We start from the raw sequence: 14372 nt of genomic DNA, 5'->3' as shown, positions 1-14372 counted from the left end.
CGGAGCTTGCCATGTCAGGGCCAGGAACCATGGGTGCGGTCCCCGCCGGTACCGCACTGCGCTACCGCGTTAAGGGCATGGACTGCCCGAGCTGCGCGACCAAGATCGAGACGGCCGTGACGCGCCTGCCCGGCGTCGGGGGCGTGCGGGTTAACTACACGGCCCAGGTCCTCGACCTTGTGCTCGACGAGGCTGCCACACCCCGAGCGGACCTGGAGGAGCGGATCACTGGTCTCGGCTACGGCGTCGCCACCCTGCCCACGGCCGCCGACCTCGCCCGTGCGCACGTCACCGGAGCGGACATCCCCGCCATTGAGGACGAGGAGGCGGAGCCGTCCGTCTGGCGCAGTCGCAAGGGCCTGCTGGCTCCGGCCATCGCCGGCCTGTTCGCTGCCGGCTTCCTCCTCGATCAGGTCCAACCGGGCCTAGCCGGTGAGTACGCCTACTGGCCCGGCGCGCTCCTTGGGCTCGCCTTCTACGGACGCCGGGCCATCGCCGCCGCGCGCAACGGCTCGCCGTTCTCCATCGAGATGCTGATGTCGGTCGCGACCGTCGGAGCTCTGGCCATCCATGCCGCCGAGGAAGCCGCGGTCGTGGTCCTGCTGTTCACCGTCGGCGAGATGCTCGAAGGCTTCGCGGCCGGCCGATCCCGCGCCGGCATCAAGGCGCTCGTGGGCCTGGTGCCGAAGACGGCGCGTTTGATCGAGGAGGACGGCGTCGTGCGCGAGGTGCCGGCCGCTTCCCTGGTGATCGGCCAGACCGTGCTGGTCCGCCCCGGCGACCGCGTGCCCGCCGACGGGGAGGTCACGGACGGCTCGTCTAGCCTCGACGAGTCCCCCATCACGGGAGAGTCCGTGCCCCGACCGAAGGAAATCGGGGACGCGGTCTACGCCGGCAGCGTCAACGCGGACGGCGCTCTGCAGGTCAGGGTGACCCGGATGCCGTCCGACAACACCGTCGCGCGCATCCTGCACATGGTGGAGGAAGCGCAGGCGTCGAAGTCTCCGACCGCCCGGTTCATCGACCGTTTCAGCGCCGTCTACACCCCCCTGGCGTTCGCCTTCGCCACGCTGGCGGCCCTCGGTCCACCCCTCCTGCTAGGGGCCGACTGGGGCACCTGGATCTATCGTGGGCTGGCGCTCCTACTGATCGCCTGTCCGTGCGCCCTCGTGCTCTCGACCCCCGCTGCCATCGCCTCGGGGCTGGCCGCTGGGGCGCGTCGCGGGCTCCTGGTTAAGGGCGGCGCGGCTTTGGAGACCATCGGCCGGGTCCGCACCGTCGCCTTCGACAAGACGGGGACGCTCACGGCAGGGCGTCCAAGGGTCACCGACGTCCTCCCATTTGCCCCGGACATGACGGATCGCACCCTGCTCGGGCTCGCGGCGACGGTGGAGGCCGGATCGAGCCACCCCATCGCTCGTGCGATCCTCGAACGTACGGAGGCCGACGCCATCCCCCTGCGCCCCGTACGCGATGCCCGTGCGGTTCCCGGCAAGGCCGTCCAGGCCACGGTCGCCGGTCGCACGGTCGCGGTGGCATCCCCGCGCCACGCCGCGACGCTGGCCAGCCTCTCGCCGGAAGCGGAAGCGACGGTGCAGGCCCTTGAGGAAGCCGGCAAGACCGCCGTCGTCGTGGTTCGGGACGGAGAGGCGCTCGGCGTCGTGGCGGTCCGGGACGAGCCCAGACAGGATGCGGCCGCCGGCGTCGCGGCCCTGCGCCGGCTTGGGGTCGAATGCGTGATGCTGACCGGCGACAACCGGCGCACCGGCGAGGCCATCGCCAAGGGCCTGGGACTATCGGTCCGGGCCGACCTGCTGCCGGCCGACAAGCTCGCCGAGATCGGCGCGTTGAAGGAGGTCGGCCCGGTCGCTATGGTCGGCGACGGCATCAACGACGCCCCCGCGCTCGCCTCCGCCAGCGTCGGCATTGCCATGGGCGGCGGCACAGACGCGGCACTGGAGACGGCTGACGCGGCCATCCTCAACGACCGGGTATCGGACGTGGCCGCCCTCGTGGCGCTGTCCCGGGCGACGCTCGGCAACATCCACCAAAACGTGGCCATCTCGCTGGGGCTCAAGGCCGTGTTCCTGGTGACGACGCTCGCAGGCATCACTGGGCTATGGCCGGCCATCCTGGCGGATACCGGGGCGACCGTCCTGGTGACGGCCAACGCCCTTCGCCTGCTCCGGGCTTGAGCCGATGCGTCTCATACGGGAAAGGGCCGGGTTCGGCGCCCTCGTCGTAATCGCTGTGACCGCGGCGGGCACCGACCTGTGGACCAAGGCGCTGGCGGTCGACAGGCTTTCCGACGAAACCGTGCACGCGGTACTGCCGATGCTCGACCTCAGGCTCGCGTTCAATCATGGCATCAGCTTCAGCCTGCTTCCGGCGCATGACGCGACGTCCTTGGTCGTCCTTCTTGCGCTTCAGGGAATGCTGACGGCCTACGTTGCCCGGTTGGCATTCCGCGCGACCGGAGCGTCGGAAGGAGTTGGTTTCGCCATCATGACCGGCGGTGCACTGGGAAACCTCATCGACCGATGGGTGGACGGCCGCGTCACGGACTTCCTCGACCTGCACCCGGCGGAGGTGCATTGGTTCACCTTCAACATGGCCGATATCTGGATCAGCCTCGGGGCCGCCTTGATAGCTTGGGAGGCAGTCGGCAAGCCGGGCGGGCCGAGACCACCAGCGCCGCTTGATCGGGCCGCCCTACGGGTCCCTTAACGGCGTCATTTCGGTCGTGCCCGTAATGGTCGAACGGCCTGGCCGCAGGCATGGACGATGCGGTCCTGCTAATTGAACGAATGCTGGGATGCGTCCGTCCCTTCAGTCAGGCGGAGGATGCGTTTAGGAAGAACGGCGCATGGGGTCCTATGCCTCGATGCCGGCCTCGCCCGCGACATGGTCGGGCTTCTCGACTTGACCGCGTCGCTGAAGCTGGAGGGCCACGACCCAGCACAGGACCGCCCAGGCCGACCCCACGCACCAGCCTGCCAGCACGTCGGTCGCGTAGTGGACCCCGACATAGACCCGGCTCAGCCCGACGACGACCGTGAGGAAGACGGCCAGCCCCATGAAGTACGCCTTCAGGCGAGCGCCCGCCGCCACGCGCGTCATGAGGGCGCCGAGTGTCAGGTAAGTCACGGCGGAGAGCATGGCGTGGCTGCTAGGGAAGCTGGCGGTGAACACCTGGATGCCGCCGGGGATCTCGGGTCGGGGCCGGTTGAAGAGGAGTTTCAGCCCGAAGCTGATGACCGTCCCGCCCAGGATCGATCCCACCACCAGGACCGCGGCCCCCTGCTTGCGGATCAGGAGCAGGTACCCTGCCACAGCCGCGATGAGGAAGCAGAGGACCACCATGCTGCCCAGGGAGGTCACGTCCCGGGCCATCTCGTGCAGCCAATCCGGTCCAATCGGACCAGCCGCGCCGGGTGGACGGAAGAAGTGGGCGACGCGGGTGTCGAACCCCATCGTGCCGCCCTCCATGACCTTGTCGGCCAGGAGACCAAACCCGAGGATGAGGGCGGCGACGCAAAACAGCGTCACGGGCAGACCGATCTCCCGCTTGCCGAGGCGCGCCATGATACCGGCACGGGCGGACGGAGAGGACTGGTTCATGCGCCCGAACTCCTGGATCGGTCCCTTGACGGTTGCTGGCTCGGGACACTCACCGCCTCATGCGGCAGAGCCGAAGAACCCGTTCGGATCCTCGCCCGTTCCCCCGCGGTGAGCGGCGAGCCAAGGAGAACCCGCACCTTTGTTGCCCGCAATGGTCGCATCCACGCCGAGATCCCTGTGGAGGAGGGCCTGAAACGTCGGATATCGACCCCGAGGCCTAGTGGTCGAAACCTGACGCTTGATACCGTCCGCTTCCGACCCAACTACGCCGTAAGAGCAAGCCAACGTATCTCTCGAAAGCAGACGTTGCAGTCGATCTCGCCGTGCGAGGGCATGATCTCGGATCTCCGCCTTTCAGAGTGGTGACGCCGCCGCATCATTCCTCTGACTGCTCCTGGGTGACGGCCGTATGCCGTGGTTGAGGACGAGTCGGCGGTCACGCTGACGTCACCAATCTTTTTCGTGTGTCAGTGGAATAGACGCGCCCGTTCGGCATCTCTCCCGATGCGGTCATGGTCGACCGCGGGAGACCTCACTCATGCACACCATGCTGATCCGCGCTGCCTTTGCGGCCTTCGCCTTCTCCGCCGCCGCCGCCCAGGCCGCTGCGCCTGCGATGACGGCCGAGACTGCCAAGGGGCCGGCGCTCGTCGATGCCAAGAGCATGACCCTCTACACCTTCGACAAGGACATGGGCGGCAAGTCGATGTGCAACGGCCCCTGCGCCGCCAACTGGCCGGCCCTGATGGCCGCCTCCGGCTCGGCTGCTAGTGGCGACTGGACGATGGTGACGCGGGACGACGGCACGATGCAGTGGGCCTACAAGGGCAAGCCGCTCTACACCTTCGCCAAGGATACGAAGCCCGGCGACATCACCGGCGACGGATTCCTCAACGGTGCATGGCACATCGCCAAGCCCTGATCGGTAAAGCCTCGTGGACGAGATCGCCGCCCTCATCGAACCGCAGATCCCAGCGTTGCGGCGCTACGCAGTCGCACTGTTGCGGGACCGCGAAGCGGCGGATGACCTCGTCCAGGACACGTTGGAGCGGGCGTTGTCCGGCTGGTCCGGACGTCGCCGCGACGGCGACCTGCGAGCCTGGCTGTTCACGATCGAGCGCAACCTGTTCCTCGGCACTGTTCGACGCCGGGGCCGGCGCGGCATCGATGTCGGCGCTGAGGCTTTGGAGCAGGTGCCCGATCCGGGTGCCGACCCCGAGGCCGTTATGGGGGCACGCGACGTGCTCACCGGACTCGACGCCCTGCCCGAGGAGCAGCGCTCAGTGCTACTGCTCGTCGCGGTCGAGGATCTGTCTTATGCGGAAGCGGCGCAGGTGCTCGGAGTACCGCTGGGCACGGTGATGTCGCGGTTAAGCCGAGCCCGGGAGCGGATGCGAAGTTTTCTGGAAACGGGCCGAACCGGCTTGTTGAGGAGGGTGAAATGAGCGGGGATCCACGCCCGGTCGGCGAGGACGACCTGCACGGCCTGATCGACGGTCGTCTCGAACCGGAGCGGCAGGCACTGGTCGAGGCATGGCTCAGGGGAAACCCCGCGCGGGCGGCCGAGGTCTCGGCGGATCGCGCCCTGCGCGAGCGCTTGCGTGCCCGCCTCGCGCCGATCGCCGAGGAGGCGATCCCGGCGCGGCTCCGGGTGGCCAACATCCGCTCGCGACATCGCCCGATAACCGGGCGCTGGCTTCCGGTCGCGGCTGCGGCCGTGCTCTGCCTCGCGGTTGGCGGTGCCGCCGGCTGGTTCGGCCATGCCGCGCGGCAGGTACCCACGGTCACGCTCGCGCGAACCGAGCCGGCGACCGACGACGCGGTGGCGGCCTTCCGCACCTACGTGGTCGAGGCGGTGCATCCAGTGGAGGTGCGCGCCGATGAGAAGCCACACCTCGTGACGTGGCTCTCGAAGCGCCTCGGCCGGGCGGTGACCACCCCCGACCTCACGGCCTACGGCTTCCGCCTGATGGGGGGCCGGCTGCTGCCGGCGGGTTCCGAATCCGCCGCGATGCTGATGTACGATGACGATCACGGCACCCGGCTGACGCTCTACAGCCGCGTAGGCGATGCGGATGGCCGCACGGTGTTCCGCTTCGCCCGCGAGGGCGACGTCGCCGCCTTCTCCTGGGTCGATGGCGGCATGTCCTACGTCGTCACCGGTCGCACCGACGAAGCGCGGCTTTTGACCGTCGCGCAGGCGGTTGACGCGCAGGTCCGTGGATTGCCGGTTCCGCCGCGGCAACCATGACCCTCGACCAACTCCGCATCTTCGTGGCGGTGGCCGAGCGGCAGCACGTAACCCGGGCTGCCGAGGCGCTGAACCTCGTGCAGTCGGCGGTCAGCACGGCGATCGCCAATATCGAGGGACGACACGCGACCAAGCTGTTCCATCGGGTCGGCCGCGGGATCGAGCTGACCGAGGCGGGACGCGTGTTCCTCGTCGAGGCCCGCGCGGTGCTCGCCCGGGCCGAGGCCGCCGAGCTGGTGCTCGCCGACCTCAGCGGCATGCGACGCGGGACGCTGGCCCTCTACGCCAGCCAGACCATCGCCAGCGACTGGCTGCCGCGCCACCTTGTCGCCTTCCGCCGGGCCTACCCTGAGATCGCCATCCGGCTGGCGGTGGGCAACACCACCGACGCTGCCGATGCGGTCCGCGCCGGGCAGGCCGAACTCGGCTTCGTCGAGGGGGCGCTGGACGACCCGACGCTCGCGAGCACCACCATTGCTCATGACCAGCTCGTCCTCGTGGTCGCCCCAGGCCATCCCTTCGCCGGAGCGACCGCCCTTGAACCCAAGGACCTCGCCGGGGCCGACTGGGTGCTGCGCGAGGGGGGATCGGGAACCCGCTCGGCCTTTGAGGCGGCGCTGGGTGCGGCCGGCCTCGCTGCGGCTCAACTCCAAGTCACACTCGAATTGCCCTCGAACGAGGCGGTCCGCGCCGCCGTCGAGGCCGGGGGCGGGGCCGCCGTGCTGTCCGAGACCGTGGTCGCCGCAGCGCTTCGAGCCGGGACCCTGGTACGGGCGGCGTTCGCCCTGCCGAGCCGGCCGTTCCGGGTACTGCGCCACAAGGAGCGCTACCGCAGCCGGGCCGCCGACGCGCTGCTCGATTTGATCGCAACGGCGGATGCCGAATGAGCGAGCCCGCGAAACCCGTTCCCCCCGACGACCCGCGGGTCAGGCTCGCCGAGGACCGCACGGTGCTGGCAGCCGAGCGCACCTTCGTGGCGTGGCTTCGCACCGGGCTCGCCTTCCTCGGCGTCGGCCTGGCCGCGCAGCGCTTCCTGCGAGAGGTGCTGGCGGTCTGGCCACTGAAGGTGCTGTCGCTCACGCTGATCGCCTGTGCGCTCGCCTCGTTCGCCGGCGCCGCATGGCGGGACCGAGCGATCCGGGCGCGACTCGCTCATGCCGAGATCCCGATGATGCCGCGCATCCTCACCGTCGGGGTTGCGGCCCTGCTCATCGCGATCTCGGGCCTCGCTGCCACCGCCCTGCTCTGGGCGTGACGGTCAGGCCACCGTTACCCGCACCCGGTGCCAGGCGGCGCTGAGGTAGCCCTTGTAGTTCCAGGTGTCGTCCGGCGCCGCAGGCTGGGTCTGGCCGGCGGAATCCCAGGCCCGTACCGCGAGTTCGTGCTCGCCGGTCGTCAGCTCGCGCTCGATCTCCCAGAACGTCCAGGCGTAGGGTGCGTCGGCGTCGCGGTCGATCCGGGCCTGCGCCCAGCTGCGACCGCCATCCGTCGAGACATCGACGCGGGCGACCGCGCGGTCACTGGCGATGGCGTAGCCGCGGATCGCGTGCCGGCCGGCCTTCAACGCCGCGCCGCGGGCGGGCTCGCAGATCGCGCTGTTGAGCGGCATCGCCTCGATGGTGATGCCGTGGGCGGGGTCCGCGGTCTCGGCGGTCACGTCGGGCGGAAACAGCTTGTAGTCGTCGGCCTGCATCGGGTTGTTGGAGGGGTGATCCTGCACCGTGATGCGGGCGAGCCATTTCGGGCTGCGGATGCCGGCAAAGCCCGGCACCACAACACGCAGCGGGTGACCGTGCTCGGGGGCGAGAAGCTCGCCGTTCATCGCGAAGGCGAGCAGCGTCTCGGGGGCGAGAGCCTTGGCGAGCGGGATCGAGGCGCCGAAGCGCGTGTCCGTATGGGCGATCCGGTCGTGGCTCTCGAAGGCGACGTGACGTGCGCCCCCCGCGTCGAGGCCGGCCGCGCGCAGCACCTCGGCGAGGCGCACGCCGGTCCATTCCGCGTTGCCGATGGCGCCGGGCGCCCACGGGTCGCCGGAGACCGGCGCCACCGCCAGCATGTCGGCCCGGCGGTTGCCGGCGCATTGCATCACCGCCGTGACGGTGACGGGCGCGAAGCGTTCCTTGAGATCGGCGAGCGAGAGGTCGAGCGACGTCGCGACCATCCCGTCGATAATCAGGCGGTAGCTGTCGGCGTCGAGGTCCGGGATGTCACCGTGGCTGCGGACGTAGAAGTCGGCCTGATCAGTCAGGAAGGCCGCGCGCAGGCGATCGAGCGGCGGCTCGGCGTTGTAGGGCGCCTTTCCGTGGACGATGAGGCGGTCCTTGCGCTGGAACAGGCCGAGCATGGGGTCTTTGTCCTGCGTTCGTGACGTGTCGACATCGGGAACGCGCCGGGAGCCGAGAAGGCACCCGGCGCGCGACGCCTCAGGGCTTCATGGTCGAGATGACCGCGTTCTTCGCCCGGTCCACCACGGCGACGCTAAGGTCGCGGTTGAGGACGTAGGCGTGGGCGTTGTCGGCCGAGAACGCGATCGCCTGGCGCGGCTCGTTCAGGCCGGTCACCGTGGCGACGACCTTGAGGGTGCCGGTGTCGATCACCGACAAGGAGTTGTCCTTGAGATTGCCCGAATAGACGAAGCGCCCGTCCGGGGTCAGCGCGGCGCCGTAGGGGTCCTTGCCCACCGCCACCTCGGACGTGACCTTACGGGCGGCGACATCGACCACGCCGATCGTGTTGCGGCCGCTGTTGGCGGCAAACAGCGTCTTACCGTCCTTGGTGATCGAGATGGCGCGCAGCTTGTCGAACCCGGCGATCTCGCCGGTGATCTTGTTGGTGGCGGTATCGACCAACGTGATCTTGTCGCCGAGGAAGTTCGTCACGAACACGGTCTTGCCGTCCGGCGACAACTTCACGCCCTGGCGCGGCTGCGCGAAGCCGGGGATCACAGCCTCGGCGAGCATGGTCCTGGTGTCGAACACGGTCAGCGTGCTCGCGGCCTCGTTATTGACGTAGAGCTTGGTCCCGTCGGCCGAGAGCACCGTGCCGAACGCGCCGGGGCCCGCGGCGAGAACGCCGGCTTCCTTGCCGGTGGCGGTCTCGTAGACCGTGATCCGGCCGGTGCCGCTGTCGGAGACGTAGAAGCGGGCGCCGTCCGGCGCGAACACGATGTTGCGCGGGGTCACGAAGCCGTCGAGGCGGCGCAGCACCGTGCCCTTGGCGACGTCGTAGACGATGACGGCGCTCTCTTCGCTGTTCGACACAGCGGCGACCGTACCGGCGGCGTTCAGCGCCAGCGCGTTGTTCTTGATCGCCCCGTCGAAACCGGCGGCGAACCCGGGCTGGCCCTGGGCGAGGAGCAAGGCGGCTCCGGCGACGAGGGCGCGCAGGCTGGTGCGGATATGGGTCATGAAGCGTGTCTCTCGGGCATGCGCGCTCGTTCGGCGGCCGGGGCCTGCCGTGAGGGCTGGTTCGAAATCGGAAATCCGTCGTGCAAGGCCGGGCCGGCCGTGCATCGCCCTGAGGAGACGCCGGAAGGCGCGGTCTATTCCCCGAGGCCGGCGAAAAAAGCGCGGCGGCCTCGGGAATCGGGGGTTCAGGGCGTCGGCTTCAACGCCGTGAGGTAATCGATGATGGTCTGCACGTCGGCCTGATCGACCGGTGCCTTGTAGACGTGAACCATCTTGTTCACGGTCTCGGTCCACTGCGCCTTGGTGAGCTTGGGCTGGGTCAGCACCATCCCGGCCGAGTGGCAGGCAAGGCAGTTGTTGTTGACGGCCTCGGCCCCCGGCCCGTCGGGGAAGATCCGGTCGGAGGTCGGCATCGCAATGGATTGCGAGGTGAAGCGCATCGGCTCGGGGGCCGGGGCGGCGAGCGCCACCAGAGGAGACAAGGCGAGCGCGGCGATGAGGGCCGCAGGGCGGATCGGGTTCATGGCTGGTCTCCTCAAGCGGCCTGGAAGGACACGGTCTCTATGCCGTTCTGCATGAAGCCGTTGGCGTTCCAGACCTGGTCCATGCCCTGGGCGACGCCGTTGGTATTGGTGCAGCGGACCTTAACCGCATGGGTGCCGGCGGCCAGCGCCGGCAGGCTGCCGTCGAAGCGGCGGAAGCTGTAGGGGCCCTCGTCCGCGCCGAGTTGCGCCGGAAACCACGTCGCCCCGCCGTCTCCGGAGAAGTCGACCGCCTTTACCCCGCAATCGCCGCCGAAAGCGATGCCGCGAAGGGCCACCGGCGTTCCGGCCGCCACCTTGGCGCCGTCGGTCAGGTTGGTGACGAAGGAGCGCGGCACCATCCTGTTGATCGGCACCGTCTTGAAGCCGGTCTGGCCGGGCTTGATGTTGGCGCCCGGCACGTCCGGGATGCGGTAGGCGGTCTTCATCCAGTACCCGTCGTCGGGCTTGTCCAGCACCTCGATGTCGGACAGCATCTTGACCCAGTAGGTCGAATACCAGCCCGGCACCACGAGGCGGAGCGGGAAACCGTTGAGCAGCGGGAGCTGCTCGCCGTTCATCGCGTAGGCGATCATCACCTCACCATTGTTGGCGTGGTCGAGATCGAGCGACTTCTTGAAGTCCGGCGCGTCGTCGACCACGGGCTCGTCGAGGCCGTTGAAGCGCACCTGCACGGCGCCGGACTTCACCCCAGCGCGTTCGAGCACGTCCTTGAGGCGTACCCCGGTCCAGCGGGCGTTGCCCATCGAGCCGTTGGCCCATTGCGCGCCGGGCACCCGCGGCTCGAACAGCCCGCGTGAATTGCCCGAGCACTGGTTCACCGCGGCGATCTCGAAGCGCGGCAGGCCGGCGATGGCGTCGAGCGAGAGCGAGAGTTCCTTATCGACGTGGCCGTGGACCTTAAGACGGAAGGTGCCGGCATCGACTTCGGTCGGGATCGAGGCCCAGTGCCAACGGACGTAGAAGCGGTCGTTAGGGGTGAACACGCCCTCGTCGAACACCGAGAACGGCGTCTCCAGCAGCGGCGGATGGGTGCGTTGAAGGATCATCTCGGCCTTGCCCGGAAAGGCGGTGGTCAGCGCCCGCTCGTCCGGGCCGCCGGGCAGCGGAAGCTTCACCGAGCCCGCGGCCCAGGCCGGCATGGCGGCGGCGAGGCTGCCGACCCCTAGGCCACCCAGGACGAGGCGGCGGTTCAACGGTTCGTGCAGATGGCGCATGATGTCTCCCTGGAATCGTTTGTTGGGCCGCGTCGGCCGGTCGCTGGATCTCGGTGTCGCCGTCGGCGGACGGCATTGGCGTCGGTCGGGACGGTTCGGTCTCGCCGCCGGAAACTCGGGTCGTCGATCCATGTCATCCCGGCAAAGAGGCGTCCTCTCCGTGAACGAGATGCTACAGCGAGATGATTATTCCACCCAATGATCGTTAGAGATCTGAACGATCTCCGATTGCGATCATCCGAAGATTTCCGATCTCCGATCAATGGCGGGCGGCCGGATCAGATGATCGTCAGCCAGGCGGTGCCGACGGCGGCGACAGTCAGGGCGACCGTCCAGAACAGGACCCAGCGCATATGACCGCTGGTCTCGCCCTGCCGGGCCTCGTCAGTGGTCTCGAAGGTGGGTCGGGTCATGATGGATCTCCCTGTCATTCGGGTGTTCGAAGGCTTCACGTGCCGCCGGACGGATGCCCGGCGGCCAAGGGGGCGCTGTCAGCGACCGATCAGTTCCCGCGCCGGGCCGCCGGTCTCCTGGCCGCGGCCACGGGCGTAGGCCGGGAGTGCCGGGTTCTTGGCGTTGGCGCCATCGGCGTCGCCGTAGATCGGTGCGGATGGGCTGGTGATGAAGCGGACCTGCGGAGCGCGGAGGCCCTGGGCCTGCGAGAGGCCCGTCATGCCGACGAGGGCGGAGGCGGCGAGGGCGACGGCAGCGATCGTACGGGTCATGGTCGATATCCTTCTGGTCGGGTCGTCACGTCGGTTCGTGATGACAAGAAGGTAGCGGCCGACAACCATTCATACTAATGGTTTGATTAGCTAGTTTTAATCGATTGTTTTGATGATTAAGCGCCGCTTGCGAGTTGATGTTTATCGCGGCGGCGCGCGATGCGGGGTCGTGCTAGAGCCGGTGCGTTGACCCTCCGAAGCCCAAGAGCGCCCCGTGTCCGAATCCAGTCTGCTGGCGATCAGCACAGGCCTAAAGCCGCTCTCGCGCCTCCAGCATCCGCGGGACGTGATCCGACAATTCACGCCGAACTGGTTCACCGTGGTGATGGGCACTGGCGTGGTCGCCTTGGCCCTCGACCGTCTGCCGGAGACGCATGCCCTGCTGGCCCCTGTGCCGCTCGGGCTCTGGCTCGCCTCCGTCGTGCTTTTCGCCACCTTCTGCCTAGTCTACGGCGCGCGCTGGATCTTCTACTTCGATGGCGCCCGACGGATCTTCGGACACTCGACGGTGTCGATGTTCTTCGGGGCGATCCCGATGGCACTGGCGACGCTGCTGAACGGGCTGCTGATATTCGGTCCGCCCTATCTCGGCGCAGAGACCGTCCGAATCGCACTGCCACTGTGGTGGTTCGACGTGGCGCTCGCTCTGATCTGTGCTGTCGCGATCCCCTACCTGATGTTCACCCGTCAGGAGCACCGCATCGACCAGATGACGGCCGTATGGCTGCTGCCAGTGGTGACAGCCGAGGTCGTCGCCGTCTCCGGTGGCCTGCTCGCTCCAGCCTTGAGCGGCGAGAGCCAACAACTCGCCGTCATCGTCACGAGCTTCGTGCTCTGGGGCGTCTCGGTCCCGCTGGCGCTGAGCATCCTGGCGATCCTGGTGCTGCGCATGGCGCTGCACAACTTGCCACCGCGTGAGATGGCCGCATCGAGCTGGCTCTCCCTCGGTCCGCTCGGAACCGGGGCGCTCGGCCTGCTCGTGCTGGGGCAGGCCGGTGGCCCGATCCTCGCGGCAGGCGGTTTTGCCGGCGCGCCCGAGATCCTCAGGATCACGGGCCTGATCGGCGCGCTGATCCTCTGGGGCTACGGCGCCTGGTGGTTTCTGCTCTCGCTCGCCGTCACCGTGCGCTACCTACGCGCCGGCGTTCCGTTCAACCTCGGCTGGTGGGGCTACATCTTCCCGCTCGGCGTCTATGCCCTGGCCACCCTGCGGATCGGCGAAGTGACGGCACTCAGCGGGTTCGCCTGGCTCGGAGCGGGCCTCGTCGGCCTGCTGACCCTACTCTGGCTGATCGTGTCCGTGCGCACGTTGCGCGGGGCCTATCGCGGGGAGCTCTTCGTCTCGCCCTGCCTCGCCGGGGCCTGACCGGGCCTCGGGCGCATCCGATCGGTTCAAGCGAGGCCCAGCACGCGGATCAGACCGAGGCTGACGGCGCCGAGTGCGACGAGCGAGGCGACCACCGCCAGGGTCACCCGCGCCCCGGCCTTGGCGACGCTGCGCACATCGACCCCGAGGCCGAGCGCCGCCATCGAGACCACGGTGAGCAGATTGGCGGTCTCCGACATCGGCGCGAGCGCGACCTGCGGAACCAGCCCGGCCGAGCGAAGGCCCGCGAGCGCCAGGAAGGCGAGGATGAACCACGGCACCAAGCGGTGGATCGCGAGGCCGGCGCGAGCAGGGCGGTCGCCAGCGGTGACGCCGGGGGCGGCCTCGTCGGTCTCCTCGCGCAGCCGGCTTGCGCCGAGCGAGAGCATCAGGACGACCGGGCCTAGCATCAGCACCCGGACGAGCTTCACCAGGGTTCCGACCTGGACGCTGAGCGCCGCGACCGGCGCGGTGGCGGCGAGGACTTGCGGAACAGCGTAGACGGTGAGGCCGGCGAGCACGCCGTACTGCATCGGCGACAGACCGAGCAGCGGCACCAGCAGCGGTAGGCCGAGCACCACCAGCACGCCCAGCACCGCGGTGAAGGCGATGGAGGCGGCGACGTCCTCGCCGTCGGCGCCGATCACCGGTGCCGTGGCCGCGATCGCCGAGTTGCCGCAGATCGAGTTCCCGCAGGCCACGAGGATCGCCATGCGCGGATGCAGCCCGAGCGCTCGGCCGATGCCGTAACTCGACAGGATCGCCACCGCGACGACGCCCGCAATGCCGAAGAGCAGGCCCGGTCCGGCGGCGAGGATCGTCGCGAGGCTGAGCGACGCCCCGAGCAGGACGACCGCGATCTCCAGCACGGTCTTGGCCCCGAAGGCGATGCCGGGAAAGAAACGCTGCGACGGGGTCCAGGCGGTGCGAATCGCGCTCCCGAGCAGGATCGCCAGTACCAGGGCTTCGAGCCAAGCGCGACCGAACAGATGCGCCTCGACGGCCTCGAAGCCGACCGCTGCGGCGGTGACCGCCACGCAGAGGCCCAGTCCCGGAAGGATGGCTCTCGTGCCGGCCAAGGCGTGCATCGATCGAGGGTGGGAGAAAAGTCTGGGCGCGGACATGGATGGCTCCGATGTGATGCCGGAGGATCCCAGGGCCCGTTCATTCACTCCAACGGAATGATTAGATGCTTGCCATCACTGAAATAGATGAAAGCAGGACCCCTTCAGAGTTTGCGGAG

At 68.8% G+C, this 14372-nt stretch carries 16 protein-coding genes; 8 read left to right on the top strand and 8 right to left on the bottom strand.

All coding sequences use genetic code 11. The features are described 5' to 3' along the window. Positions 1 to 29: 29 nt before the first annotated feature. Both ACFQ4G_RS05280 and lspA read left to right on the top strand, forming a co-directional pair. Entirely contained in the window at positions 30 to 2195 is a 2166-nt protein-coding gene (locus ACFQ4G_RS05280) for a heavy metal translocating P-type ATPase (RefSeq protein WP_238206035.1), read from the top strand. A 4-nt stretch (positions 2196 to 2199) separates the two neighbouring features. Further along, positions 2200 to 2727, top strand: coding sequence for a signal peptidase II (gene lspA, locus ACFQ4G_RS05275; RefSeq protein ID WP_018044290.1), 528 nt, complete (start codon positions 2200 to 2202; stop codon positions 2725 to 2727). A 147-nt stretch (positions 2728 to 2874) separates the two neighbouring features. Here the strand turns inward: lspA and ACFQ4G_RS05270 are convergent, their stop codons facing one another. Beyond that, on the bottom strand, positions 2875 to 3621 hold the full coding sequence (locus ACFQ4G_RS05270) for a phosphatase PAP2 family protein (protein WP_018044291.1): 747 nt from the start codon (positions 3619 to 3621) through the stop codon (positions 2875 to 2877). 538 nt (positions 3622 to 4159) lie between these two features. On the opposite strand from ACFQ4G_RS05270, the gene ACFQ4G_RS05265 reads away from it, so the two are divergent. The 5 genes from ACFQ4G_RS05265 to ACFQ4G_RS05245 are packed head-to-tail and all read left to right on the top strand — an operon-like array spanning position 4160 to position 7127. Further along, positions 4160 to 4543, top strand: coding sequence for a COG4315 family predicted lipoprotein (locus ACFQ4G_RS05265; RefSeq protein ID WP_018044292.1), 384 nt, complete (start codon positions 4160 to 4162; stop codon positions 4541 to 4543). Positions 4544 to 4556: 13 nt separating this feature from the next. Beyond that, on the top strand, positions 4557 to 5066 hold the full coding sequence (locus ACFQ4G_RS05260; RefSeq protein WP_018044293.1) for an RNA polymerase sigma factor: 510 nt from the start codon (positions 4557 to 4559) through the stop codon (positions 5064 to 5066). Then, positions 5063 to 5872 carry an anti-sigma factor family protein gene (locus ACFQ4G_RS05255; RefSeq protein ID WP_018044294.1) on the top strand — a complete coding sequence of 270 codons (810 nt, stop codon included), beginning with the start codon at positions 5063 to 5065 and terminating at the stop codon, positions 5870 to 5872. The genes ACFQ4G_RS05260 and ACFQ4G_RS05255 overlap by 4 nt, the downstream gene beginning before the upstream one ends. Continuing rightward, positions 5869 to 6759: a LysR family transcriptional regulator gene (locus tag ACFQ4G_RS05250; RefSeq protein WP_018044295.1), complete on the top strand. Its 891-nt coding sequence runs from the start codon at positions 5869 to 5871 to the stop codon at positions 6757 to 6759. The genes ACFQ4G_RS05255 and ACFQ4G_RS05250 overlap by 4 nt, the downstream gene beginning before the upstream one ends. Beyond that, positions 6756 to 7127: a YidH family protein gene (locus ACFQ4G_RS05245; RefSeq protein ID WP_018044296.1), complete on the top strand. Its 372-nt coding sequence runs from the start codon at positions 6756 to 6758 to the stop codon at positions 7125 to 7127. Before ACFQ4G_RS05250 ends, ACFQ4G_RS05245 begins: the two co-directional genes overlap by 4 nt. Positions 7128 to 7130: 3 nt before the next feature. Here the strand turns inward: ACFQ4G_RS05245 and ACFQ4G_RS05240 are convergent, their stop codons facing one another. The 6 genes from ACFQ4G_RS05240 to ACFQ4G_RS05215 all read right to left on the bottom strand — a co-directional run bounded on the left by ACFQ4G_RS05240 (position 7131) and on the right by ACFQ4G_RS05215 (position 11763). Then, positions 7131 to 8216 carry a sulfite oxidase gene (locus ACFQ4G_RS05240; RefSeq protein WP_018044297.1) on the bottom strand — a complete coding sequence of 362 codons (1086 nt, stop codon included), beginning with the start codon at positions 8214 to 8216 and terminating at the stop codon, positions 7131 to 7133. 79 nt (positions 8217 to 8295) lie between these two features. Beyond that, positions 8296 to 9279, bottom strand: a complete 984-nt coding sequence (locus ACFQ4G_RS05235) for a beta-propeller fold lactonase family protein (protein WP_018044298.1) — start codon at positions 9277 to 9279, stop codon at positions 8296 to 8298. Positions 9280 to 9464: 185 nt separating this feature from the next. Then, a complete protein-coding gene (locus tag ACFQ4G_RS05230; RefSeq protein ID WP_018044299.1) occupies positions 9465 to 9803 on the bottom strand; it encodes a c-type cytochrome in 339 nt (112 codons plus the stop codon). 11 nt (positions 9804 to 9814) lie between these two features. Then, a complete protein-coding gene (locus ACFQ4G_RS05225; protein ID WP_018044300.1) occupies positions 9815 to 11038 on the bottom strand; it encodes a molybdopterin-dependent oxidoreductase in 1224 nt (407 codons plus the stop codon). A gap of 278 nt (positions 11039 to 11316) precedes the next feature. Further along, on the bottom strand, positions 11317 to 11451 hold the full coding sequence (locus tag ACFQ4G_RS05220) for a hypothetical protein (protein WP_018044301.1): 135 nt from the start codon (positions 11449 to 11451) through the stop codon (positions 11317 to 11319). A gap of 78 nt (positions 11452 to 11529) precedes the next feature. After that, positions 11530 to 11763, bottom strand: coding sequence for a hypothetical protein (locus tag ACFQ4G_RS05215; RefSeq protein ID WP_018044302.1), 234 nt, complete (start codon positions 11761 to 11763; stop codon positions 11530 to 11532). 214 nt (positions 11764 to 11977) lie between these two features. Between ACFQ4G_RS05215 and ACFQ4G_RS05210 the strand changes: the two genes are divergently transcribed. Then, on the top strand, positions 11978 to 13129 hold the full coding sequence (locus ACFQ4G_RS05210) for a TDT family transporter (RefSeq protein WP_018044303.1): 1152 nt from the start codon (positions 11978 to 11980) through the stop codon (positions 13127 to 13129). A 26-nt stretch (positions 13130 to 13155) separates the two neighbouring features. Here the strand turns inward: ACFQ4G_RS05210 and ACFQ4G_RS05205 are convergent, their stop codons facing one another. Next, positions 13156 to 14217 carry a YeiH family protein gene (locus ACFQ4G_RS05205; protein ID WP_018044304.1) on the bottom strand — a complete coding sequence of 354 codons (1062 nt, stop codon included), beginning with the start codon at positions 14215 to 14217 and terminating at the stop codon, positions 13156 to 13158. Positions 14218 to 14372 lie beyond the last annotated feature (155 nt).

The sequence above is a fragment of the Methylobacterium marchantiae genome (genome assembly GCF_042679825.1).
Lineage (GTDB): Bacteria > Pseudomonadota > Alphaproteobacteria > Rhizobiales > Beijerinckiaceae > Methylobacterium > Methylobacterium marchantiae.
Note: the sequence above shows the minus strand (reverse complement) of the source record. Positions and strands in the feature narration are given on the sequence as shown.